This window comes from Streptococcus sp. 263_SSPC (assembly GCF_001071995.1).
Taxonomy (GTDB): domain Bacteria; phylum Bacillota; class Bacilli; order Lactobacillales; family Aerococcaceae; genus Granulicatella.
Window position 1 is genome coordinate 1 of record NZ_JVNU01000021.1, and the last position, 25,062, is coordinate 25,062.

Consider the following 25,062-nt stretch of genomic DNA (forward strand, 5'->3'; position numbering starts at 1 on the left):
TCTTTGTTCAGTTTTCAAAGGTCAATCGTTGTTTTGCAACAACTTCTATATCCTATCATAGGACATTTTTACTGTCAACAGATTTCATGTAACTTTTTTAAAGTTTTTTGAAACTGTTTTATAAGCGAACGTTCGCTCAACAGTGATATTAATTTATCATAACTGATTATCAATTTCAACCGATATGATTCAATTTTTAAAAACTTTTTTCAATTTCTTAAAAACCGTAATCAAGTCGGATTTCTTCTATATAAATTCATCTCGATATCTTTACAATTTCAGGGAACGCTCGTATAATTATTGATGTAAGACGCCGAAATAGCTCAGTTGGCAGAGCAACGCACTCGTAACGCGTAGGTCGCAGGTTCGACCCCTGTTTTCGGCATACTAAGAATCTTTTCTTCTTTCTTATATTTATGTAGAAAAACGGTTGAGTATTACTCAACCGTTTTTCTTTGGACTAATTCAATAATTTTTAATACAACGTTGCTGGCTTTTTGCATGCTTTCGAGAGTTACGAATTCGTATTGCCCATGAAGGTTTTCTGCTCCGGTAAATAAGTTTGGAGTTGGAATTCCTTTATAGGTAATAATACATCCATCTGTTCCTCCACGGAATGGTTGAATGTCTGGCGTGATGCCACATTCTTTATAAGCCTCAATTGCAACTTCGACCGAAGTCATATCGTCTTTTAAGATTTCATACATATTATAGTATTCATCGTAAATCGTGCATTCGATACGAGGCACATCATACGTTTCATTTTGAGCATCGACGATTTGTTGGAACTGTGCTTTTCTCTCTTCGAATTTCTCCATTGAGTGATCGCGAATAATATATTCCAACTCAACCTTACCAATGTCGCCTGATTGTTTCGATAGCATGAAGTAGCCTTCGTATCCACTCGTACGTTCTGGCACTTCATCTTCTGGCATACGTGCAAATAGTTTTGCTGCTTCTGCCAAAGCATTCACCATGACATCTTTGGCTTGCCCTGGGTGAACACTGGTTCCATGAATCGTTACCACCGCGCGAGCCGCATTGAACGTTTCATATTCTAACTTTCCTACCACTCCACTATCTAAAGTGTAGGCAAATTTTGCAGGCATACGCTGTGCTTTGAAACGGTGTGCGCCTTTTCCGATTTCTTCGTCCGGACCAAACGCTAACCAAATATCGCCATGCGGAATCTCTGGATGCGCCATTAAGTACAAGCACGCTTCTAATATAGAAACAAGTCCTGCCTTATCGTCGGCACCAAGTAATGTTGTTCCGTCTGTCGTAATTAACGTTTCGCCGATGTAGTTCTTCAAACTTGGAAACTCGCTGACGGTCATTACCAAATTTTCCTCGGCATGGAGGACCACATCTTCCCCATTATAATTCTCGTGAATTTGTGGATCGATGTTTTCCGCATTGAAATCTGCTGTATCGACGTGGGCGATAAAACCAATCGCAGGCGCCGCGCTTCCTTCTTCCAAGTTACTTGGGAGGAGCGCCACTAAGTAGCTATCCTCTGGATCGAGTTCTACTTTTGTAAAGCCGTACTCCACTAACTCGTCACGAAGCATTTCTAAAAATTCCCATTGACTTTTTGTCGTAGGAATCGTTGTTGATTTTAAATCACTACGCGTATTGATTTTCGCATATCGAATAAATCGTTCTAACATTGTAGGATACATGTTAATAAGAGTCATCTTCTTTCACTTGGTGGAACTCTAAGTCTGCAATTGTTTCACGACCGAACATTTCAATCGCCACTTTAATCTTTTGTTTTTCGTGGTCAAGTTCTACTACTTTACCGCTCATATCGTTGAAGGCACCTTCTGTAATGATTACGTAGTCTCCAACAGATACGTGTAAATCAACTGGAGCATGAACTTTTTCACCGATGCGTCCTAAGATAGCTTCTACTTCTTCTGGTAATAATGGAGATGGTTTTGAACCAGCACCGTGTGAACCAACGAATCCAGTTACGCCTGGAGTGTTACGAACAACATACCATGCTTGGTCTGACATCACCATTTCAACTAAAACATAACCTGGGAAAGTTTTTTCAACGGTTGTTTTTGTTTTACCGTCTTTTACTTCTACTTCCTCTTCTTCAGGCGCAATCACGCGGAAGATGTTTTCTTCCATACCCATGCTTTGGATACGTGATAATAGATTTGATTTTACTTTATTCTCATAACCTGAATAAGTGTGCAATACATACCATTCTTTTTCCATTAATACTCCTCCTTGAGTGTTGACAACATTTTTCCATACAAAAAAACCTTCATAGGCGAAGGTTTTTTCAACTGCTCTTAGTATATCACTAATCACTTTAAAGTACTATTATTTTAAAAGGAATGTAATGAGTTGATGCACTCCATAGTCCACTACTGCAAAGAAGCATAATGCAGCAAGTACTGTCATAATTACTGTAATTGTATATTTGTTTACTTCTTTACCTGTTGGCCAAGTAACTTTTTTCATCTCTTTAATTACACTTGATAAAAAACGCATTTCGAATCTCCTCTTCCTTTTATTTTGTTTCGCGATGTAGTGTTTGTTTGTTGCAATACTTGCAGAATTTTTTGATTTCAAGACGTTCTACTCGTCGGTTTTGTCCAAGCGTAATCGTGTAGTTTCTTGAACCACATACGCTACAAGCTAACGCCGCTTTTTTCTGAGCCATATTTTTCACTACTTTCTATAAATCCATATCTATTTCATCATAAGGAAATGAACCCGCTTTGTCAAGTACACACACTAAGTCTAAATAAGACTCCTCCCCTCCTTACACAACACTCTAATATCTTCATTCTTATAGATTCAATTGCATTCATCATAAAAAAACAATATTTCTACTATTTATTAAAGAAAAAGAGCGCACCTTGCGAGTGCACTCTCCGTTTAATTTTTAGAATAGTTTCAAGTATTGGTCTAATTCCCATTGTGAAACTTGGCTACGGTAAGCAGCCCATTCGAAACGTTTTGCTTCGATGAAGTTGTCTAGGATATGACTTCCTAGTGCTGATTGAACAGTTTCGTCTTGTTTCAAGTATTCAATCGCTTCGTTTAATGTTCCTGGTAAATCATCAATTCCTGCTTCCTTACGTTCGCGAGCAGACATCGCATAGATGTTGCGGTCGATAGCTGCAGGAACTTCCATTTTTTCTTTAACCCCTTCAAGACCAGCTGTTAAAATCGCAGCCATTGCTAAATATGGGTTCGCAGATGGATCCACGCTACGTAATTCGATACGAGTTGAAATACCACGAGATTCTGGAATACGGATTAGCGGTGAACGGTTACGTGCAGACCATGCAATATATACAGGCGCTTCATATCCTGGAACTAAACGTTTGTATGAGTTTACGGTTGGGTTACATACGGCAGTTAAAGCTTTGGCATGTTTCATAACTCCAGCGATGAAGTGACGGCAAGTGTCGCTTAGACGTTGGTCGCCATTTTCGTCAAAGAACGCATTGTTTCCATCTTTATCAAATAATGATAGGTTGAAGTGCATTCCGCTACCGGCAATTCCGAATACTGGTTTTGGCATAAATGTCGCATGTAATCCATGTTTACGTGCAATTGTTTTTACAACAAGTTTAAAAGTTTGGATGTTGTCACAGGCAGCTACTGCATCTGAGTATTTCCAGTCAATTTCGTGTTGACCTGGCGCTACTTCGTGGTGACTTGCTTCGATATCGAAGCCGATTTTTTCTAATTCAAGAACGATTTCGCGACGGCATTCTTCCCCAAGGTCGATTGGCGCTAAGTCGAAATAACTTCCTTGGTCGTTTCCTTCAAGGGTTGGTTCGCCATTTTCATCCATTTTGAATAAGAAGAACTCTGGCTCTGGCCCTAAGTTGAAGTTTGAGAAACCTAATTCTTTCATTTCGTTTAACACGCGTTTTAAGTTTGAACGAGGGTCTCCGGCAAACGGAGTTCCGTCTGGTTTGTAAACATCACAGATTAAACGTGCGATGGTACCGTGTTTGCTGCTCCATGGGAATACTACCCAAGTTGAAAGGTCTGGATATAAGTACATATCACTTTCTTCGATACGAACGAATCCTTCGATTGAAGAACCGTCAAACATCATTTTGTTGGCCAACACTTTATCTAATTGTGTAATTGGCACTTCCACGTTTTTAATGGTTCCTAGAATATCCGTGAAGATTAATCGTAAGTAACGAACATCTTTCTCTTCTACCTGTCTTCTAATTTCTTCATGTGTAATCATTGGCTTCCTCCTATAAGTTCCATTTTTCTCCGCCAGAATAGCGGCTAATATGCATAATCTCGTCGTAGAAGATTCGTCGGACATCCTCATCCGTCAGCGCTTCTTTCACGCTCTCCTTCGTTACGGGATTTGTATTCTTATTGAAAATCTTCTGAATTGCCATGATGGTTAATCCCTCGGCTAGATAATCTTTAATTTCCAATAAGCGATCGACATCATTCAAGGAATACATGCGGCGGTTCGTCTCAGAACGTTCCGGGATGACCAAGCGCTGTTCTTCATAATATCGAATTTGTCGTGCAGATAAATCGGTCAGCTTCATTACTGTTCCGATTGGAAAGACGGCTAGTGAACGTCGTAATTCCTTTTCACCCATCTGTCTTCCTCCTTTATAGGGTTATTGTAAATAACGGTTGAATCTTTTGTCAAAACTGCCCTTACCTCTTATGTCATATAATATAACATGAAAAATGGGGTATTGTCCCAGTTAAGCTTTCGGTAGCTGAGATAATACCCCATTTTATGGTTTTGTGTGCTGTAGTATTTGTTATTTTTGAGATCTTTTGTTACTTAATCGACTCCTGATTGTCGTCTATTGTTTGAACGGTCTCATTGACTTAGTATTTTGGTGGTCTCACCCCTTTCCGTCTAAATTACTTTTACCCTCTTGAATCATCTTTATTCCATAGTGTTCCACCTCACTTATTATTGGGCTCATTTCAATGTCATCATTTGTCTTCATATTTTGGTGGACTCACCCCTTTCACGGTTCTTAAACATTATTATCAGTGTTATCTGCCACGAGGGCCACTACCTTGTCCCGGTTGTCCTCCTGGGCCTCCTTGACCTGGTTGTCCGCCGCCTCCAGGGCCACCTTGTCCAGGTCCGCCACCGATATTAGCTGCTTGTTTAGAAGCTGTTGCAGTTGTTGAGTTTGATCCGACTTTAATTGTATATTTTTCGCCGTCTTTAATATCTGGACTACTGATTAATACTGTCGAGAACGACTTAGAAGCTTTTAGGCTTGCGACTGTTTTACCAGAAGAGTCGACTACTTCAACAGTTGTTCCAGCCGTTCCTTGAACACTTGCCATTAGGAAAGCTTGACTAGAGTCGCTACCGAATCCCATTGTCATTTGTCCATTGTCGACAAAGAGTACAGTACCACCGTTTAGTTTTGCGTTGTCGTCATAGTCAAGAGCTGCGTTGGCTCCGCTTGTTGGACCATTGACAACGACTGTTCCGCCGTTAATTTCAATTGACCCATTGGCATCAAGGCCGTCCCCTTCAGCGTCTACCGTTAATGTTCCGCCGTCGATGACAATCTTCACATCGCCTGCTTGATTTAAGTTTTTCGCATTTGCGGCTTCAGATTTTACTTTCTTCGTTTGTTGACCTGGGCCTTGCTCATCAGATGATTCTAACGTCCAATCTTTTGCGTTCAATCCATCATCAGAAGATTTCACGGTAATCGTTCCACCAACTTGATGAATTAAGCGTGCCTCAAGCCCTTCTTCACTCTTTTGAACGTCGATAGTTGCGCCTTCGTCAATCAGCATCGTATTCGAAGCGTTAATTCCATCGTCGCCAGCGTTCACTGTGATAGTTGTATTCACTAAGTAAACATTTCCTAGCAATACATCATCCTCATTGTCTGAGTGGATACCATCTTCATCGGCAGTTAAGTTTAATGTCGCACCCGATATGTTCACGAAGTCATTGGCTGCAATCCCGTGCTTTTTCGCGGTTGTTGTGACTGTCGCATCCACAATACGAATGCCATCTTTTGATTTAATCGCATTGCTTGCGGCACCATTCACGGTTAGTGAACCTTTACCGTTAATTGTCAAGTCGCTATCTGAGTAGATGGCTCCTTTGACCGTTGACGTTGATTCATCGGACACTTCATTTTTCGTTCCTTCGGCTAATGTTAAAATCACTTTTTTAGCCGAATCGACGAGTAATGGAGCTTCCGTATTCTTCAACGTCGCATTCTTGAAGACGATTTGTACTTCATCTTCCTTAGCTGCTGCCACTTTCAATTGGACTTTCGAAGCCGTTCCTTCAACGATATACGTTCCTGACGCGGTAATTTCTACCGTACTTCCATTCACCGTTACGCCATCTCCTGAAACAGTAGCTGTCGTTCCTTGAAGCGAAATTTTTGAAGCCTTACTTTCGTCGTAAGTTGCTGTTAAGTCGCTTGCTTCAAAATAAGAAGCAGTCTGCGTAGTTGAAGTTGTTGATGTCTTAGTTGTTGTTTGAGTGTGGGTATCAGCTTGGCTTAATACGCTTTGCGATCCGCAAGCGGCCAAACCTAGAGAGATAAATAACGTTGTTGTTAATAACCATTGTCTTTTATTTTCCATCTCGTTCTCCTCGATTTCTTTTCTTGATGGTTTTAGTATACGAAGCGAACTTAAAATGAACTTAAAACAAAAAATAACCCATGGAAAATTTATCCATGAGTCATTTCGTTATTTCTTTTGTTCTGTATATCCGTGTTGTAGCACAGCTTCTTTACTCTTAGAGAAGGATACCTTACCTCCATCTTCTGTTAAGAAACCCCTTTGAACAAGGCTTTTAAAGAATACACTGTTGCTTTCTTTAATTTTCGACAACTGAATTTTCGTTAAGTCGACTTCCACCGAAAAGATGTCTTTGCCATCTTTTTCTGTAATCGAAGTCACAACTCCATCAATCCCCTTAATCTCGTTAAAGAGTTCTTCGTTTTCCTTACGAGCCATAGTGAATTCAGAAGACTGATTCAATTCGGTCTTAATCTTTGTCACGGTATCTTTATTTTTATCATACGTATACGTCACAAAAAAATCTGCGTTATCTAATTTTTGAACGAAAGTTGCAGTCTCTTGTGAAGCACAACCCACTAAAATAAGAACCAAACCTAACCCCATCAAAATTGAAAGTAATTTTTTCATGCAAGTCTCCTCCTTTTTGATTTCATTATATGTAGCAAAAAAATGATTGTCAACGCGAATAAGAGTAACTCATAATTAATAGTTTAATTCAAAAAAGACTTGAACAAATCACTGTTCAAGTCTTTTCATGTCATTATTTCGTTTGTTCTGTCATTCCTCGTTTTAGTGCAACTTCTTTACTCTTAGAGAAAGATGCATGATCTCCGTCTTCTGTTAAGAAACCACTTTGAACAAGACCTGTAAAGAAGTAGTTGTTACTTTCTTTAAGTTTTGAGAACTTATATTTCGTTAAGTCGATTTCAGCTGATGAGATAAGTTTGCCATCTTTTTCTGTCAGTGAAGTCACAACTCCATCAATTCCTTTAATCTCTTCAAAGAGTTTTTCGTTATCCTTACGAGCCTCAGTGTGTTCAGCAGGCTCATTCGTTTCGATTTTAATCTTTGTCACGGTATCAGTCTTTTTATCATACGTATAAACTAAAGTTACGTCCGTATCGCCTGATTTTTGAGTAAAAGTCGCAGTTTCTTGCGAACTACAACCTACTAATAGAAATAGGAAGCTAATTCCAAAAATGATTTGAAAGAATTTTTTCATTGATTTCCTCGCTTATTGAACTTTCTTTTGGAATAATTTTTGGTAGTAGAAGTACACAGTTGCTGCTGATGCTGCAAATGCTACTAAGTAGAAGAAGATTGCAATTTTTGAGCCTGTTTGTAATCCATCTACGAATGATTGTGCATTACGGCTCGCTGCTAATGGGTTTGCAAACGCTTCAGAAATAAGTGCACTTACTGCAGAGTTTGATTTTCCGCTAAAGAAATCAGATAATTTTCCAAGAGCATCTAAGAATCCGCCACCTAAGATGTTTCCTAAGAAGACAGATCCTACCATTGCTAATGAAGCCACATTCACGTTAGTCCATAAGTTTTTGTTTTCTTTACGAGCTTGGAATAAGAAATATCCAGTAAATACTGCACCTACTAATGCGAAGAAAAATGATAAACCAAAGTATAAGCTTAAGTTCTTCACTTTATTAGAAAGGTCCATATATGCTGCTTGTAAACTTGTCGTATTCACTCCGCCGTTTGAACCAAACGCAAATCCTAGTCCATTTAATAACACTAACAGTGTGAAGAGCGCAAGAGCGATAGATACCCCGAAGAAGATTTTTTCGAATAAATTATTTTTATTATAGCTTTCAACTTTATCAACAGCTTTTTCTGTTGCTTCATTAATTTTTGCTTTGTTTTCTTCAGTGAACACTTTGCTTGCTACTTCTTCAACTTTTTCTTTAGCAGCGCCAGCAACTTCTTTTGCACGTTCGCCAGCTTCTTCAGCATGTTCTTTTACGTTTTCAACAACTTCTTTAAAGTCGCCGTCTGCTTCAGGAGCTTTTGCTTCTTTTACATCTTCAACAACTGTTTCTGCAGCTTCTTTCACTTCTCCAGCTGTTTTTTCTGCTGCTTCAACTACTTCGTCTTTTACTTCTGTAGCTTTTTCAGCAACTGATTCCATATTTTTGTTCTCGTTTTGATCCATGTGAGCACCTCTTTATTAAAATTTTATTTCTTTAGCCATTTTATCACAATCATCTGCTTTCTTCTAGTTTTCAAGTATTGTAAACCTTGCCCTGCCCGATATCCTCCCACACTTCTCCTCACAAAAAAGAGCTAGACTGTCGCCTAGCTCCTTTCAGTTAAGTTTTATTTTAGGACCGTACCATCCGCTAAAGTGATTGTATATCCGTTAAAGTTGATTGTACCTTTGTTTTCTAATGATGTGATTGTGACATTTCCTGTCAACGTCCATGTCGCCCCCTCTTCTACTGTGATTACTGCGTTATTGTTCACGGCAGTCCCTCCTTCAGCATTTTCTACGATATTGATGGTACCTGTGAAGTTTGTTCCTTTGCCCATTGTGAAGTTCAATGTAGATACGGTATCCACCTCAATCGTTCCAGTTAATGTTTGGTTCGTCGTTGTTAAATCAACTTGACCACCATTGGCACCGGCTGTACCCCAGCCACGTGTCGCATCATTTCCTAAGATGGCTAATAATCTGCCAGATGAATCTTGATTTGTAATCGTTACGTCTTCTAAAGTGATGACGCTGTGTGTATTCGTTACGTAGATTTGGTCTCCGTTACGTCCTATTAAAGTGCCGCCTTTCATTGTGAAAGTAGAGGTTCCACTTTCGGCATCTCCTGACATTGATTGATAAATCATCACGTTGTGTACGTTGTTGTCTGAAGAGCTACCTTCTGTTGAACTCATATTCCCTGTTACGTTTGTATTTTCTAATGTGATAGAGTTTTGACCCTCGATAACAAGTGCTTCTGAGTTTTCAGCGTTCAATGTTGCATTTTTAACAGTGATATTCGCTGTAGAGTACACGGCTGGTGAGTTGTATCCTGTTGAAGTGTACGTTCCTTTGTCTACGACTACTGTACCACCACCACGGTCTGTACGAATCGCTGCTGATGAATTTCCTGCGGTGTTTACCGTCAAGTTTGTTGCGTTCATCGTAGCGCCACCAGTAGTTTGGATACCACCTGAATTATCTTTTGTTGTTGTGATTGTTGTATCAGATACATTGACGGTCGTTCCTGATCCGTAACTGAACACCCCGTTCCCGTTTTGTGCTGTTGTATTTACGGTTGAGTTTGTAATTGTTACGGTTGCTCCATCGGTTGCTAAGAATCCTGCGTTCATTCCGTAGAAGTCTCCATTTTCTGTGTTCGATGTTGCTCCGGCTGTTTTGTTAACCGTTACGCCGTCTAATGTGACTGTTGCTCCTGTTACACGGAGTGCATTTTCGTCATCTCCGGTAGATTCATAAGTTTCTCCTGTTACTGTTGCATCTGTTGTTAAGTTTGTTGCTGCCTCACCTTGTGTCACTTGGTCGCTCCCGCCAAATCCTTCTCCTCCAGGTTTAGCTGGGGGACTCTGTTGTGATTGGACTTGAGAAGTCGCCTCAGCTTGTGTTTGTGTTTGTGTGTTTTGGCATGCAACTAAAGTCGTTGCAATAGTAATCGTGGATAATAGAACAATCATTCTGTTTCTTTTCATCTTGGTCCCCCTCGCTTCCTATCAACTATTTGTTGATGGTTTTATCATAACGAGCTTACTTAAAATGAACTTAAAACAAAAAAGTTTTTCGAAAAAATTTTTTCAAACAGAAAATTATCATATATGATAATTACCATATATGATAATTTCGCACGAAAAAAAGACGCTGGAATGATATTCCAACGTCTCTTTTTAATTTTTATTGACAGTTATCCGTTTATTTCTTTTCAATATCAACGAATTCAAAGATCTTCTCAGCAAAAACCGTTAAGTCCTCTTTGTTAAATTTTCCAAAATCGAAAAATGGTGATATATACCAAATAGTTACCATTTGATTATCGTCAGTAAATACATCTACGGTAATACTAGAATATTTTCGCACTTTATCAAACGCATCCGTATGCACAAAATATCTATAACCTTTATAATTTCCTTCTAGAAGATTTAGTTTTTCATACCCTAACCACTGTAAGTAGGTTTGACCATCTTTTCTGATTTGGTATTCTATATTAATATCGAGTTGATCACTCACTTTATGATTTTCATCGAAAACATGTTTCGTGCTAATCTCGTATACATCTGATTTAAGAATTTGTTCAGTAGTTGTTGTTTTACTTTTATCTTCAATAATATCAGTTGGCGTGAATGTATTTATCCGAAGATAGCCATCTCCAACATCAATTTTACCGTCAAAATATACATGCAACAAATAATTAGTAGGTACTTTTGTCTTAACGATAAAGTCTGTTATTCTTTTCTCGTCCTCCAGTTCATTAATAGCACCACTCATATTAATAGTTTCATACTCTTTTTGATTAAACAAAGGAAATAGTTTTGCATCATTTAGCAGTTCTTTTACTTTCCCTGTTAAGATTGGCAATCCATATTCATCAAGCCCATTCTCAGACTGCGTTGTCTCTGATGAATCTTTCTTTTCTGAAGATTCCTTTGATTTTTGCTCAGCTACTTCTGCTTTTGTTGTATTCTCTGTTGATTCTGTTGATTTTGGTTTTGAACATCCCACCAACAGGAATACCGATAATACTGCCATCAATATTTTTTTCATCTGTCATTCCCCTTTACTTTGTATTTCTACCATCCTATATAAAACTTTTTAATTAACATTATTATACCATAAAGAAAATATAATGAAATCCACAAAAAAGTTCTTATGTTCACCATTATAGCGAAAAGACATAAGAACTTATTTCATTTATTTTGTTGCAATCACAAAGCGAATTTGAGTTTCACTTGTGAGTTCTGCTGTTAACTGTACATCGTTCGTTTCGGCAATCTTCTGCGCGATAGAAAGCCCTAGTCCGCTTCCGCCTGTCGTACGATTTCTCGAACTATCTACTCGGTAGAAGCGATCGAAAATCTGACTCACCTGTTCTTTGGTCATCGGCTCTGTTTCATTTCCAATGGCCAATTGATTGCGTTTCGCCTCAACGGTAATTACCGGTTCGCCGACTGTATACTTCATCGCGTTATCGAGCAAGATTCGAATCAATTCCGTCATCGCACTCTTATTCGTTGTAACAATCGTTTGCGCCTCTCCAGTAAATTCTACCTGGAGTCCTTTTTCGTTTAAGACTGGTAAGATTTCTTCAACGATCGTTTTCGTAACAGCTACTAAATCGACTTCCTCTTTTGTCGCAGCCGCTTCTCCTTCATCATATCTAGAAAGGATTAACATCTGTTCTACAAGAGAGTTCAGACGCTTAATTTGGCGTTTATTACTATCGACAAATTTCGCTTCCGTGCCCATCATCGCGAGTAAATCCGTATTGGCTGAAAGGACCGCTAACGGTGTCTTAATCTCGTGACTGGCATTGGCGATAAATTGTTGCTGGCGCTCTACGTTTTCGACAAACGGACGAATCGCGCGTTTGGATGCGAGACGAACAAGCACATACACCACTGCTAGACAGAGAACAAAGACAGCCCCCGTTACCATCATTAGTCTCGATACTTGTTGCGTTTCTCTATTGGCATCCACAAGGACAACCATTGTTCCAGCATCCGTCTTAGCCACTTGATAGCGAAGGCTTCCTTCCCATCCTTTTGTGGCTGTTCCTTGAGCAATGCGTAGCCCTAACTCTTTTAGCGCTTCTTCATCGAGCGATACTAAGTGAGTTCGGTCGACAGATTGGACTGTGTCATTTGCGACTCTTACGACTGCATAACGTGTTGCCATCTGGTCATCTTTGCGAAACTCCATCCCTTTTGGCATTCCATGTTCAGGATGTTCTTTAGGACCTTTATCATCCGGTGCATCCGGGAAAGTTCCATCATTATTGACAAGCATTGTTGTAAGTCTGTCTACTTGATCGACAGTTTGACGATAGTTCACGATGTTTACCGCCACCAGCACAGCAAGCAGCACTGCCGTAAACGACAGCATGGCACTTTTTACAAAGCTTTTTTGAAGTTGTTTAAACATGCAAACTCCTCTTCTTTTCTAAAATCATAAAGATTACGCTTCGACCATCAATTGATAGCCCAAGCCACGTGCAGATTTAATTGTCACGTTCGCATCGATGCTCGCTAATTTCTTACGCAGTGATGAAATATTCACCCACACCACGTTAATCTCCGCATCTGAGTCGAGTCCCCATACTTTTTCCATAATTAAATCCGTCGATAATACTTGATTGCTATTCATCATAAAGTATTCCATCAATTGGAACTCTTTGTTGTTCAGCAACACTTGTCCACTCGCTGATTCCATTGTGAACTTATCGCGGTTAAGCTCGATATTTCCGATATTCATCACAGACGCTACGAAGACATTTGGACGACGAAGCAATGATTTCACACGCGCTAATAATTCAGGCGCCTCGAACGGCTTCGTTAAATAATCGTCTGCTCCTTCTTCAAGACCTGTTACCTTATCTTCTAATTGGCTTTTGGCCGTTAACATCAGCACTGGCGTTGTATTTCCACCTGCACGCAATTCACGTACTACTTCGATTCCTGATTTTTTCGGCATCATCACATCCAGCAAGATTAAATCATACGGTGTTGATTCGGCATAAAATAGCGCGTCTGCTCCATCATGAACCACTTCCACGCTATACTTTTGCATTTCTAGCATCATTTTTAGCGCTTCTGCTAAATCAATTTCATCTTCTGCCACTAAAATTCTCATAGTCGTACCTCTTCTTTTTTCTTCAGTATACGTTTCGTACTTAAAATTTACTTAAACCGACTTCTTACATGTGTTTGCAAATGCGACGAGCAGCTCACGCAATTGTTGCTTTTGGTTGCAGTCCAATCCACGCAATGTATGTTCCATCATTTGATGTTGCGCTGGAATTAAATCATCGAGCAACTTCTTCCCTTTTTCTGTTAATGAAATGTGTTTTGTCTTCCAGTCTTTTTCAATCGCAATTAATTCCAACTTGTCTAAATGACGAATGCAATGCGTAATATTTCCCTGCGTCAAATTCAACGTTTGCGCAATCGTCTTTTGATCCATCGTTTGATTTCGGAAAATCAGATGTAACACTTCAAAATGAGTTGGATTCAACCCCACTTCTTTTAATGACATCGAAAAAGTTTTCAAGTTCTCATTGTAGATTTTCATAATCATCATCCAAATCTCATGAGACACATTCATTTTTTCGCATTCTGTAACCATACCAACACCTCTTTCACCGTTTACTTTACTATTGAAATGACCTCCTGTCAAACGCTCTCTCCGTCCCCGCACCCTCTTTTTTCCACTCTTAGCTCCTAGAGAAATTGGTTTAACCAAAACCAGGTCCCTTTACTGAAAAAGAGTAAGAATAACAAGTGCCTTCAATGAACGGCACACACTTTTCTTCTTCGCCCGCCCCTTAAAATGGTTTAACCGAGACTAGGGCTCTATTGGTAAAGCACGAGTGCCTTTGGATTCTGTTGTAGTGATAATAGCGAGTGCAACCAATGTGAATTACTGACACTTGGAATTTATTCCTAGTGTCAGTTTGAAGCTTGGTAGGAGTTGAGACCTCAGGCTCAACCCGTTGCAGCTATTATTTCTACTACAGAGACATCCAAAGCGCACGAAGTGCTTTACCCTTTATTTTTTCCAAACAAAAAGAGCCCTGGTTTCAGGTTAAACCAGGACTCGGAAAGCACAATTTCCCTAGTGAGCTATCCAAATTTTTTTCTGACGAATCAGCGCCACACACGCAATCACTACCACAATGAAAGTTCCGAGTGCTGCTGTTCCGTTAACAGTGAGAGAATATAACCATGGGCTCATTCCTTCTGGTGCGTATTTACCCCAGAAAATAACCCCGGCAATATAGTGGAAGAAGTAGCGAACGCCTACTCCCACAAAAGCTGCAGTACAAGCTAACGTAATCGCACTTGTATATTTTTCAGCTTTTAATGCTTTTTGGAACGGACCATATAGAAGTCCTGCAAGTCCCATCACTGCAAATGCAATGACATATTCGATGAGTACTTGTTCAACAGACAAGAATGACACTTTACCTACTGCAAAGTGGAGTAATCCCCATAGCAAACCTGCTGCTAAACCTGGTGTCAAGCCGCGGCGTAGTGAAAAAATAACAAGAACAATTGCTCCCCACGACGGTGTAAACCACCCAACAATGTCCGGAATAGAGGACATTGCCATTGACAACGCTGCAATAATTGCAACTTCTACCCATACTAAAACATTTCTCTTCATGAAAAAAGAGCCTCCTTCGTTTATTGAAAAACACAAAGAGACTCCGTCTAAAACTTCGAAATCAAATACAATTCCTACGCACGTACTAACGTAACAGGTTCAAGGGTTTGTAACAACATCTCAGCCAAAATGGCACCCCTTTGTACTTTTCACATATTTAACTGTTCTCAATATACTACTGTAGTTCTTTTTTTGCAACTCTAAAACTCTAACAATAAACTTGATATTCTAAGTCTATACAAAAAGACTCCTAGGAAAACCCTAGGAGCCGAAATTCAAATCTCTTTATTTAGCTTTGTCCTTTTTAGAAAGTGTCACGTTTAATCATAACTCACCGATAACATCACCGAAAATCCAAATCGTAATAAATACTATCGGATGAGCGACTACAAAAGGAATTACTCCTCGTGCACTCTTACAGTTTTTTAACCACTACTTGTGGTAATAATTCTTCGATAAATGTTTTTTCGGCAATTCCTACAGAGAAGGCTGTCGCGCTTCCTGTAGCGGCTCCTTGTTTCAAGCTTGCTGCGTAATCTTCTGTTTCGATAAATTTCGCCATAAAGCCTGAAAGCATGGAATCCCCTGCACCAACTGAGTTCACAAGAATCCCTTTAGGAACGTTGGATGTATACACTTCTCCAGTTTCAGTGATGAGCATCGCGCCATCTCCTCCGCGAGAAATTAACACATTACGTGCACCCATTTCTTGGAGTTTTTTCGCATAATCTACAATCTGCTCTACTGTCTCGATTGTCACCCCAAAAATCTCACCTAACTCATGATGGTTTGGTTTGATAATGAATGGGTGATATGGAAGACATTTCGTTAATAAATCTTTTGTAGTGTCTAATACTAATTTAACGCCTTTTTCATCGCACAGTTTTGCAACCGTTGTGTACGCAGAATGATCCATTCCGTTACCAGCATTTCCGGCTAAGAATACCACGTCGCCGTCTTGCAAGTTTTCTTCGAAGTACTGCACTAAACGAGCAAAATCTTCGGCTTTCACCACTGGGCCATTTGCGTTGATTTCTGTCTCTTCGGTACTCTTTAGTTTCAAATTAATACGTGTAACACCATCGATTTCGATGAAGTTCGTATGAATTCCTTCTGCTTGCAACGCTTCTTTAATGAAGTTTCCTGAGAAACCTGCTAGAAAACCTGTTGCTGTATTGTCGAAGCCTAAACGTTTCAAGATGACAGACATATTAATGCCCTTTCCACCTGCCACGTAGTTTTCTTCAACAGAACGGTTTAATGTGCCAAGTTCACAATTTGGAACTTTAACAACAAGGTCAATCGCTGGATTAAACGTAATCGTGTAAATCATGCTATCTCTCCTTTATTATGCGTCCATTTCAACAAGACGAATGCTTCCTGCCATACGGTAACGTAAGTCGGCTTGCTCCTTCGTAGTGTTTGTGACCATGGTTACTTGATGAAAATCTGCAACCTTACAGAGACTTACTTTAGCAAATTTGCTCGAATCGGCCAATACATATGCCTGATTACTCTTGCTAATCGCGATTTTTTTAATCGTTGCTTCCTCTTCGTCTGGAGTCGTATATCCATAGCTTAAATCGACCCCGTTCATTCCAAGGAACGCTTTCTTGAAGAAATACTCACGTAATTGATTTTGCGCAAGTACTCCTATCACAGCACTCGTTTCAGTTTTAACTTGTCCGCCAAGAAGCACTGTTTTAATGCCGTAATCTGCTAATAGATGTGCTTGTTGCACGCCGTTTGTAATAACTGTGACGTCTTTTCCTTCTAAATGTGGAATCATGCGAAGTGTTGTCGTTCCAGCATCCATGTAGATTGTTTCGCCTTTTGTCACAAGAGAAGCCGCATAGCGACCGATGCATTCCTTCTCACGTCGGTTTGAACGTTCCTTTTCTTTTGTGGTTGGTTCATACTCTTTTGAATAGACGCGTTTAGCACCGCCATGCACACGAATCAATGTTCCTTCCTCTTCTAATATAGAAAGGTCACGACGAACCGTCGATTCAGAAGCACCCAGCGCCTCCATTAAGTCTCTTAGGTGTACTGTATCTTCATTTTCTAATAAGTCCAAAATGATTCTTCTACGTTTTTCAGTAAGCATAAAGCTCCTCCTACAATCGGCAAATATTAGTTGAAGCTTCAGCCCTCAAACGGTTAAAAACTTCTATGTGTATATAATATAATTTATATAGATAATTATATTCCTTATATAATATAAAATTATATACTCCTAGGTGCAAGTAATTTAGGCGCTTGATTCTAATCAAAATTACAGTATTTAAGACATTTTCCGAATAACTTAGATAATATTCTTTTATATGATTTTTTATATACTTACGCTCTTTTCAACCTACATAAAAAAGACGCCAGAGATTTCTCTGACGTCCTTTAAGTTCGCTAACGTTATTTATTTTTCTTCAGTTTTTTCGTGTGGCAGGATTAAGTTTAATACGATTCCGGCAATCGCACAAAGCGCTGTCCCTGATAAAGTGATAGGTCCCACTTCAAGCACTGCCGAACCAAGTCCAAGCACTAACATCGAGCTTGCGATAATGAGGTTGCGTACTTGTCTAAAGTCTACTTGTTTTTCGATTAACACTTTCAAACCATTTGAAGCAATCACCCCGTATAAGAGAATCGCCATTCCACCAAGTACTGCATTAGGAATCGTACGGATGAGCGCTGTGAATTTACCAAAGAAGCTGAATCCAATCGCAATCAATGCAGCGTTACGAATGACCGATACAGATGCGATACGCGTTAACCCTACAACCCCTGTATTTTCACCGTAAGTCGTATTGGCAGGTCCTCCAAGGAAGGCAGATACGGCTGTTGCGACCCCGTCCCCGATCAGCGTACGGTGTAAGCCTGGGTCTTTCAAGAATTGACGCCCGCAGATTTCACTTAATACGGTATGGTCCCCGATATGTTCGGCAATCGTTACGACCGCAACTGGTAGAATCGCCCAAGTTTCAGGTCCGAAGTATAAGTTATTTTGATGGAAGAATCCGTTCGTATCGAATGGTAAGTATAATTCCGGTAACGCAATCCATTGGGCGTCGATGACTTTTGTGAAATCCACGAGTCCAAAGAAGATGGCTACGATATATCCACCGATAATCCCGAATAGGAATGGAATGATTTTCAAGAAGCCTTTTGCTTTTGTATTAATAAATGCTGTGATGAGGAAGGTTACGACTGCGACAACCATCGCTTTCCAGTCTCCATCTTTAACAAATCCGGCATTCTTTACCGCGCTATTGGCAAGACCTAGACCGATGACGATAATCATTGGTCCAATGACGATTGGTGGTAAGAGTCGATTAATCCAATTCGTTCCTAAGAATTTAACAAATAAGGCCACAACCACATAGAGTAGTCCAACTAATACAACCCCTGTTTGCGCAGCGTCTGGTTTCCCTTCCATTTGTGCCATCGCAAATTGCATGGCCGTAATAAAAGCAAAAGAGGATCCCAAGTAAACAGGTACTTTAAACTGCGTCGCAACCATATAGATTAGCGTTCCTAATCCTGACGCAAATAAAGCAACCGATACTGGCATCCCCAATATTAACGGCACTAAAACAGTGGCCCCAAACATCGCAAACACGTGCTGCAAACTCAAGAACAGCCCAGGCACGAGCTCCGGCTTTTGATCCACATCTAACAACAGATCGACTTTTGAAGTTTGTAACTCCATTTTACCCTCTTTTCCGGGCGTTTTTGTGCACACAAAAAGCCCTATGTTTTTTAAGCGTAGGGCTAGTCTAATAAACTTGATCTTAGCCTTTCTCACCTCTCTGGATGAGTTTAAAAGCCCTTGCTAGCAGATAGTGTATCACACCTGATTTGATTTTTCTAGGCTTTTTTCTGTTTTTTTGAAACAAAAGTATTGTACCCAGTATCAATCCCCGTTACAATGGTAACAAGCAACCCTTAAAGTTGCCCAGTCTAACTTTATGGAGGGATCATTTATGGTCAAATCAGTAGAAACGATCACAGAATTAATCGGGAACACTCCCCTTGTGAAACTACGTCGTTTAGTTTCAGACGATTCTGCAGATGTATATGTAAAAGTCGAGTCGTTTAACGCCGGTGGATCTGTCAAAGATCGTATCGCTTTAAACATCATCGAAACAGCTGAGAAAGATGGCTCGCTCAAACCTGGCGACACAATCATCGAAGCAACAAGTGGAAATACAGGGGTAGGACTTTCGTTAATCGGTGCTGCCAAAGGATATAAGGTCATTACTATCATGCCTGAATCAATGTCTATCGAACGCCGTCAATTAATGAAAGCATACGGTACAGAAGTATTATTAACGCCTGCTGCGGATGGATTCGGCGCTGCCGTTGCGAAAGCTGAAGAACTCGCTGCACAACCTGGCTACTTCTGGGCACGTCAATTCGACAACGAAGCAAACCCAGCCATCCACTATCAAACAACTGGGCAAGAAATTATTAAAGCCTTCGACGGAAAAACTCCAGATGCTTACATCAGTGGTATCGGTACTGGTGGTACGATTACAGGTGTTGGTCGTGCGTTAAAAGAAGTAAACAAAGACGTAGAAATCATCGGGGTTGAACCTGAAGAAGCCCCATTTATTTCTAAAGGTCAAAAAGGAAAACATCGCATCCAAGGAATCTCTGCTGGTTTTGAACCAAGCATTATCGACCGCGAAGTTATCGACGGTTTTGAACTTGTTTCAAGTGACGATGCGATTGAAACTGCGAAAAACTTAGCTGCTAAAGAAGGTATCCTTGCTGGTATCTCTTCTGGAGCTGCTGTCACTGCCGCTTTACGTGTGGCAAAACGCTTAGGAAAAGGCAAATCTGTTGTAGTTCTCCTACCTGATACAGGTGAACGTTACCTTTCAACAGGCATTTTCGGTGAAGCGTAATTCATTGTAAAAAATAATAAGAAAAGAGTCTCAGATACTTTATTGCAATCTTTAGAAGTCAAAAGATTTCCATTCAGTTTTTGAGGCTCTTTTTATATTTTGAATTCCTATCGGAAGACCTGCTAGAGATGTATCATGTGTGATACGTATCATGCATGATACACTCTACTCTTTTTGTATCAATTTTGATACGTATCATTTTTGATACAACTTAACTTTTTGATGTAACATTTTTGTTACGTAACATAATTGTTACACTCAAGGTAAGACAAAAAAACACCTCGGAAAATTCCAAGGTGGTTTCACTTTTAAATTCGATTAAGCTTCTTGTGCCTCAGCTTCTTTTTTGTTTCCGAATTTCTTAGCAATATACGCTGTTAAGATTGGAGTTAAGATTGCTGTTACGATTACTGAAGCTGTAATTTGAGTCGTTGCTGTTGCTTCGATTCCTTTGAATGAAGCATCCACTGCTGAAAGTGCAGCTGGTGTAGCGATAGCGCTGGCTGCTGTACTTGAGATGGCAGCACCGGCAACCCCGTTACCACCTGTTAAGCGGTCTGCGGTAATAGATGCAATACCACCGACAGCTGTAGTGATTACACCTAGTAAAATACCAGGTAGACCACCTTCAAGGATTTGGCCAAAGCTCATGTTAGCCCCTAAACAGAAACCAACGACGATAATGATGGCTGTAATCCCGTTTGAAAGAACTTTCTTCATGTATGGGAAGGCATTCCCTAACGCAATCCCTAACACAAGTGGCAATACAGTTCCGACTAAGTTCCAAATCGAGATGTTTGCAAGACCTGCACTACTTAATACGGCCATTGTTACCATTGGTCCAACGCTCAGTGTTGTAATCCCAACGGCACCAGCATCGATTTCATCCCCGTATACATCTACAATACCCGCATACATTGCGTTATTGGCTACTGAAATGGCACCGATAACAGCAACGGCGCTAAGTCCGAGGAAGTTGTCATTGAATACTTTCGCAACCAATAACCCTAAGACTACAGATACCGCAATTTTCGCTAAAATAATCGCTGCCCCACGTCCAACGGCTTTTGGTGTGTTTTTAAGAGAAATGGTACCCCCGATAATGAAGAGGAATGCCCCAACAAGTGGTCCAGCACCTTTCACGATTGGAGTGGTAAATCCACCAATTTGTAATATTTGAGGGAAAAACGTATTGATCACACATCCAATAAACATTGGAATAATGATTGTATCCCCAGGAATTTTAATCTTTTTCATACTGTTCACAATCCTTCTCTGATTTGGAATAAGACTCTAGCTAAAATCAGCCATCTAATGTGATACCGCCATCGCAGTCACCGATTTCCCCTGTAACGAAGCTTGCAAGGTCGCTTGCGAAGAAGAGAATCATTTGAGCGATTTCAACTGGTTCTGCACGACGTCCAAGAGGGATCATGCTGATAACTTTTTGGCTCTTTTCTTTATCTTCTGATAAAACTGTTGTCATATCTGTACGAGTGAATGAAGGACATACAGCGTTACATGCGATATTGTATTTACCGCCTTCTTTAGCAACGGCTTTTGTTAAACCATTTAAACCAGCTTTAGAAGAAGCATAAGCAGCAGTACCTAAAAGTCCACCACCAAGTTTAGCGGCAACCGAAGATACGTTTACGATACGTCCACCTTTGTTTTCGATAAAGTGTGGGAAAATTGTGCTAATTGTTGAGAAGCATCCTGAAAGGTTGATGCGGATAGTTCTTTCCCATTCTTCGTATGTTAATTGGTCGAAAGGTTTTGCACTAATAACCCCAGCGCAGTTCACTAAGATGTCTACTTTGCGTTCTGCTAAAATTTCATTCATGCTTTTTACGATAGATTCATGATTTCCTAAATCCATGTATTTGAAGCTTGTATGTTCTGGTCCGAACTCTTCAACTGTTTTGTTTGCTGCAGCTTCATTAATATCTGCAATGACTACAAAACCGCCGCCGTTAACGATACCGCGAACGATTTCTTTACCAATACCATTTGCCCCACCAGTGACAATGGCAACTTTACCTGTGAAATCCATTAGATCACGTCCTTTGATTTGATATGTTCATTGTATCACTAAATAATGAAGTTTCGCCTTGTTTTGTGGTTAACATTCGTTAACTTTTTAATGTGTTTTTTATGAACTATATGTTCCACTGACCTCACAAAAACCGCAGTACCAAAAGGTTTCTGCAAAGAAAAACAGCCTACAAATAAATTGTAGACTGTTTTGTGTACCATAAAAAATATTTATTTTTTTAAAATTGAATATAAACATTATATGAGCAAACTTCTCTCAAATAATGGACTAGATCAACGACATTGTCCTGTAAATCACCAAGAGGGACTTCTTCTTTCTTACGACCCTCATAGAAGAATGTAAAATTGAACTTTGCACCCCATTTTGATTTTTGACGAAAAACGGACGCGCTGACTGCTTCTTCTAAGTCGACGACCTTAAACTCAGTCCCAAAAGAAACTAAAATTCCATCTTTGACAAGCACGCAAAGTTTATCATCAAGATACTCTGCATCATCTAATAACCGTTTCATATTATCTTTATAGTCAGGAAAAATCTCATCAAAACGAGCATAATGTTTTTTGATGCGACGAACGCGAATGATTTGCCAGCCGAATACAATGACAAAAAACACAACAGCTACGATAAACATCGCGATGTCGACAAACCTTGCTGCACTATCCGTAATGGTTAAAAAATGCTTTAGGTCCAATTTATCGAGAGTCGCCTGCACCGAAAGTGGGCTAAGCTTGAATTTCTCTTCAAAGGCTTCCTTCATTTCTGGTGTAATATTCGTTTGAACGCTGGATTTCCCACGTTTCTCCTTCTCATCAACTACACGTATATTCAAGTAGAAGTCTGATGAGGCGAGTGCGTTCGTTTTCTCAGAAAGTGCCTCTTTAAACTCTAGAATTTGTTTAATTTCAGAAGCATCTGTTCTTAGAAACGATACTCCATAATTGTGTTTCACTAAATAATATGTTTCATCGTCTATCTCTAGCGGGCTTGGGTCAATATCTAACACTTTAATCGAAGTGGACGATGCATCAGTTTCCATTTTATAAATGACTTTCTGTTCGTATAATTCACGTCCACTCATAAAACCAAGCGACACTAGAACTCCCACTATTGCCACTGTTAATCCTAACAGGACGGTAAGAATCCACATCCCCCATGTTCGCCTTAAAATCCCTTTATGCAAAACTATTCCACCTTCTTATTCAAAATTCTGTTCCCACTCATCTACTATCTCTATTGGAGCAAGAGTAGCTAAATATTCAAAGAAACGATATTGCGCTTCAATCACATCACTATTGACATCTAATTGCAAAGAAGATCCCGAATGGAAGAACAGCTTCACCTTATAACGAAAATGTCCTTTCCTTCGTGTTCTAAACAATTTAATTTGATCAATACTTTTTACCGAAACAACTTGAAACTCCGAACCGTATAGTACGAGAATATCTTGGTGAACTAACATTCGTAGCGAGGGGGCCCCATAGTCTGCATCTTTCACTAATCGCTCTGGTTGATTCGCATAATCTGGAAATAATGTATTAAAGAGTTTAAACTGTCTACGTAAATAGAAAATCCTTCTGATTGTATTGATGAAGAAAAACAATGCTACAAGCCCCTCCAATACAGGTCCCACGAGAAAATGAGCTACCCCTCTGTCGTCCATCAAATCAAGAAGATGCGTCGTATCGACAGTAGCCCCTCCTTTTGAAAGGTCGCTTTGATTAAATCTCTCTTGAATGATATCCTTAAATTCTTTGCTAATAATGACGATATCTGAGCTTTTCTTTCTCCTGCGAATTTCAGGAAGCACCTGTACATGAAGGTAAAAGTCAGAAGATTCTAAAGGATTTTCTTGAGGAGCAAGTACTTCTTTCACCTCAAGTAGTTTATTTACGCTTTCCTTAATGACGACCTTCATCGCTGTGACACCATATTCATGTTTGACTAAATAATAAGTATTATTCTTTCTTTCAATCGGGTTAGGGTCAATATCCAACACTTTTATCGCTAATACATCATTACTATTCTCTGCCTTATAGACATAGCCTTGCTGATACAATTTTTCAGGGTTCGTATTCATATGAATCGCTGGTTGTATATCAAAATAGCAAACAACCGATAAAACAATAACGATACACCAGTCAAATAGTGTCCTAACAAATATCTTTTTGTTCATCTTACTCTCCGTTAATTATCCTAAGAGTCTAAAATCCACTTTCAATCCTAAGTTGTATTCTTCGTTTAAATATTCCACAAGATCTTTGAGACGTAATAATTGTCTTCTAAAGAGAATCGAGTCGTATTTCTTATTTGCATATTCAAACCGTAAATGAACCCTCATGCCGCCTTTTCGTCTGTTCTCAAATACGAGGTAAGACTTGCTGACTTCTGATAAGTCGATGACAGTAAAGTTAATGTCGTAGCTCACAAGAATCCCTTCCATCACAAGGATTTTGAGTTTCGGATCGACATATTCTGCATCATCCAATAACTGCTTCATATTGTTCGCATAATCAGGGAAGTACGCATCAAAACGTGCATATTGCGCCTTCAAGCGACGCGTTTGATAAATTTGGAACCCAATAAGTCCAAGAACGATTGCAAGCATGACAAACGTTAATGCCAAATCTCCCCATTGATCTTGAGAAGTGGTCAACTTCAAGATTCTGGATTCATCGATTTTCGTCTTAGTATTTTCTGAATACAGCGGGCTCTCTTTATATTTCTTGTAAAAAGCATCTTTCATCTCAGGCGTCACATTCACCTTGACGTTTGACCCTTTCCCTTTTCTTTGCTCTGGCGTTACACGCACACTCAAATAAAGATTAGATGCTTCGAGTGCATTCTCTGCGTTTCCGGCAGCTTTCTTTGCTTCTAAAACATTGCTCAATTCATCTGATTTTGCCTCGAAAACCGCAACACCTCGCTCATGTTTCACCAAATAATAGTTGTGTCCATTTAACACTAGCGGTTCTGGGTCAATATCCATTACCTTAATCGCTACTGACGAACCCTTATCTGTTACGTAGTAAACTTCATTGGCTTTGTATAAGTCTTCTGCGCTCTGAAACGATTTGAACCCAGCACGTGCTATAATCACCATCACTACAGCCATTATCGCTACTACAACCCATATCGGACCTGTTCTTCTTCCATACCCTTTATGCATTTTG

25 protein-coding genes, 1 tRNA gene and 1 riboswitch are annotated in these 25,062 nt (G+C 39.8%); of the genes, 2 read left to right on the top strand and 24 right to left on the bottom strand.

Features of this window, described 5'->3' with window-relative positions; all coding sequences use genetic code 11:
- The first annotated feature begins 312 nt into the window (after positions 1 to 312).
- A tRNA-Thr gene (locus ADH02_RS01855) sits at positions 313 to 385 on the top strand.
- Between the two features lie 52 nt (positions 386 to 437).
- On the opposite strand, the gene pepT is transcribed toward ADH02_RS01855, so the two are convergent.
- The 19 genes from pepT to ADH02_RS01945 all read right to left on the bottom strand — a co-directional run bounded on the left by pepT (position 438) and on the right by ADH02_RS01945 (position 18,635).
- Positions 438 to 1,697: a peptidase T gene (pepT, locus tag ADH02_RS01860; RefSeq protein WP_082161639.1), complete on the bottom strand. Its 1,260-nt coding sequence runs from the start codon at positions 1,695 to 1,697 to the stop codon at positions 438 to 440.
- The gene (gene nusG / locus ADH02_RS01865; protein ID WP_048782108.1) at positions 1,684 to 2,229 is read right to left on the bottom strand and encodes a transcription termination/antitermination protein NusG; all 546 of its coding nucleotides are present in this window, start codon (positions 2,227 to 2,229) and stop codon (positions 1,684 to 1,686) included. The genes pepT and nusG overlap by 14 nt, the downstream gene beginning before the upstream one ends.
- Positions 2,230 to 2,337: 108 nt before the next feature.
- The gene (gene secE, locus ADH02_RS01870) at positions 2,338 to 2,508 is read right to left on the bottom strand and encodes a preprotein translocase subunit SecE (RefSeq protein WP_048782110.1); all 171 of its coding nucleotides are present in this window, start codon (positions 2,506 to 2,508) and stop codon (positions 2,338 to 2,340) included.
- 19 nt (positions 2,509 to 2,527) lie between these two features.
- The gene (rpmG, locus tag ADH02_RS09300) at positions 2,528 to 2,680 is read right to left on the bottom strand and encodes a 50S ribosomal protein L33 (RefSeq protein ID WP_005606057.1); all 153 of its coding nucleotides are present in this window, start codon (positions 2,678 to 2,680) and stop codon (positions 2,528 to 2,530) included.
- 225 nt (positions 2,681 to 2,905) lie between these two features.
- Positions 2,906 to 4,237 (bottom strand): type I glutamate--ammonia ligase, encoded by a 1,332-nt coding sequence (gene glnA, locus ADH02_RS01875; protein ID WP_048782112.1) that lies wholly within the window; start codon positions 4,235 to 4,237, stop codon positions 2,906 to 2,908.
- Positions 4,238 to 4,247: 10 nt separating this feature from the next.
- Positions 4,248 to 4,613: a MerR family transcriptional regulator gene (locus ADH02_RS01880; protein WP_048782114.1), complete on the bottom strand. Its 366-nt coding sequence runs from the start codon at positions 4,611 to 4,613 to the stop codon at positions 4,248 to 4,250.
- 415 nt (positions 4,614 to 5,028) lie between these two features.
- A complete protein-coding gene (locus tag ADH02_RS01885) occupies positions 5,029 to 6,606 on the bottom strand; it encodes a carbohydrate-binding domain-containing protein (RefSeq protein WP_048782116.1) in 1,578 nt (525 codons plus the stop codon).
- Positions 6,607 to 6,714: 108 nt separating this feature from the next.
- Positions 6,715 to 7,176 (bottom strand): DUF1307 domain-containing protein, encoded by a 462-nt coding sequence (locus ADH02_RS01890; RefSeq protein ID WP_048782118.1) that lies wholly within the window; start codon positions 7,174 to 7,176, stop codon positions 6,715 to 6,717.
- 133 nt (positions 7,177 to 7,309) lie between these two features.
- Complete coding sequence (locus tag ADH02_RS01895) at positions 7,310 to 7,771, bottom strand: DUF1307 domain-containing protein (RefSeq protein WP_048782120.1); 462 nt, start codon at positions 7,769 to 7,771, stop codon at positions 7,310 to 7,312.
- 12 nt (positions 7,772 to 7,783) lie between these two features.
- Positions 7,784 to 8,716, bottom strand: coding sequence for an OST5 family protein (locus ADH02_RS01900; protein WP_048782122.1), 933 nt, complete (start codon positions 8,714 to 8,716; stop codon positions 7,784 to 7,786).
- 164 nt (positions 8,717 to 8,880) lie between these two features.
- A complete protein-coding gene (locus ADH02_RS01905) occupies positions 8,881 to 10,245 on the bottom strand; it encodes a hypothetical protein (protein ID WP_053091392.1) in 1,365 nt (454 codons plus the stop codon).
- A gap of 217 nt (positions 10,246 to 10,462) precedes the next feature.
- Complete coding sequence (locus ADH02_RS01910; protein WP_048782124.1) at positions 10,463 to 11,311, bottom strand: hypothetical protein; 849 nt, start codon at positions 11,309 to 11,311, stop codon at positions 10,463 to 10,465.
- 147 nt (positions 11,312 to 11,458) lie between these two features.
- Entirely contained in the window at positions 11,459 to 12,688 is a 1,230-nt protein-coding gene (locus ADH02_RS01915; protein ID WP_048782126.1) for a sensor histidine kinase, read from the bottom strand.
- Positions 12,689 to 12,721: 33 nt separating this feature from the next.
- Positions 12,722 to 13,396, bottom strand: a complete 675-nt coding sequence (locus ADH02_RS01920; protein WP_048782127.1) for a response regulator transcription factor — start codon at positions 13,394 to 13,396, stop codon at positions 12,722 to 12,724.
- A gap of 51 nt (positions 13,397 to 13,447) precedes the next feature.
- Positions 13,448 to 13,888, bottom strand: a complete 441-nt coding sequence (locus tag ADH02_RS01925; RefSeq protein ID WP_048782129.1) for a MarR family winged helix-turn-helix transcriptional regulator — start codon at positions 13,886 to 13,888, stop codon at positions 13,448 to 13,450.
- Between the two features lie 489 nt (positions 13,889 to 14,377).
- Positions 14,378 to 14,929: an energy-coupled thiamine transporter ThiT gene (gene thiT / locus ADH02_RS01930; RefSeq protein WP_048782131.1), complete on the bottom strand. Its 552-nt coding sequence runs from the start codon at positions 14,927 to 14,929 to the stop codon at positions 14,378 to 14,380.
- A 54-nt stretch (positions 14,930 to 14,983) separates the two neighbouring features.
- Positions 14,984 to 15,079, bottom strand: a riboswitch (TPP riboswitch).
- 265 nt (positions 15,080 to 15,344) lie between these two features.
- Positions 15,345 to 16,262: a 1-phosphofructokinase gene (gene pfkB / locus ADH02_RS01935; RefSeq protein WP_048782133.1), complete on the bottom strand. Its 918-nt coding sequence runs from the start codon at positions 16,260 to 16,262 to the stop codon at positions 15,345 to 15,347.
- A gap of 15 nt (positions 16,263 to 16,277) precedes the next feature.
- Entirely contained in the window at positions 16,278 to 17,036 is a 759-nt protein-coding gene (locus ADH02_RS01940) for a DeoR/GlpR family DNA-binding transcription regulator (RefSeq protein ID WP_065427001.1), read from the bottom strand.
- A 306-nt stretch (positions 17,037 to 17,342) separates the two neighbouring features.
- On the bottom strand, positions 17,343 to 18,635 hold the full coding sequence (locus tag ADH02_RS01945) for a uracil-xanthine permease family protein (protein WP_048782135.1): 1,293 nt from the start codon (positions 18,633 to 18,635) through the stop codon (positions 17,343 to 17,345).
- A 274-nt stretch (positions 18,636 to 18,909) separates the two neighbouring features.
- Here ADH02_RS01945 and cysK point away from each other — a divergent pair, with 274 nt between their 5' ends.
- A complete protein-coding gene (gene cysK / locus ADH02_RS01950) occupies positions 18,910 to 19,836 on the top strand; it encodes a cysteine synthase A (protein WP_048712194.1) in 927 nt (308 codons plus the stop codon).
- A 318-nt stretch (positions 19,837 to 20,154) separates the two neighbouring features.
- Here cysK and ADH02_RS01955 read toward each other — a convergent pair whose 3' ends face one another.
- The 5 genes from ADH02_RS01955 to ADH02_RS01975 all read right to left on the bottom strand — a co-directional run bounded on the left by ADH02_RS01955 (position 20,155) and on the right by ADH02_RS01975 (position 25,058).
- Entirely contained in the window at positions 20,155 to 21,093 is a 939-nt protein-coding gene (locus ADH02_RS01955; RefSeq protein WP_048782137.1) for a 2-keto-3-deoxygluconate permease, read from the bottom strand.
- A 46-nt stretch (positions 21,094 to 21,139) separates the two neighbouring features.
- Positions 21,140 to 21,889 (bottom strand): SDR family NAD(P)-dependent oxidoreductase, encoded by a 750-nt coding sequence (locus ADH02_RS01960; RefSeq protein ID WP_048782140.1) that lies wholly within the window; start codon positions 21,887 to 21,889, stop codon positions 21,140 to 21,142.
- Between the two features lie 220 nt (positions 21,890 to 22,109).
- A complete protein-coding gene (locus ADH02_RS01965) occupies positions 22,110 to 23,072 on the bottom strand; it encodes a hypothetical protein (protein WP_152903876.1) in 963 nt (320 codons plus the stop codon).
- A 15-nt stretch (positions 23,073 to 23,087) separates the two neighbouring features.
- The gene (locus ADH02_RS01970) at positions 23,088 to 24,065 is read right to left on the bottom strand and encodes a hypothetical protein (protein WP_048782144.1); all 978 of its coding nucleotides are present in this window, start codon (positions 24,063 to 24,065) and stop codon (positions 23,088 to 23,090) included.
- A 15-nt stretch (positions 24,066 to 24,080) separates the two neighbouring features.
- Entirely contained in the window at positions 24,081 to 25,058 is a 978-nt protein-coding gene (locus ADH02_RS01975; RefSeq protein ID WP_048782145.1) for a hypothetical protein, read from the bottom strand.
- Positions 25,059 to 25,062: the final 4 nt, after the last annotated feature.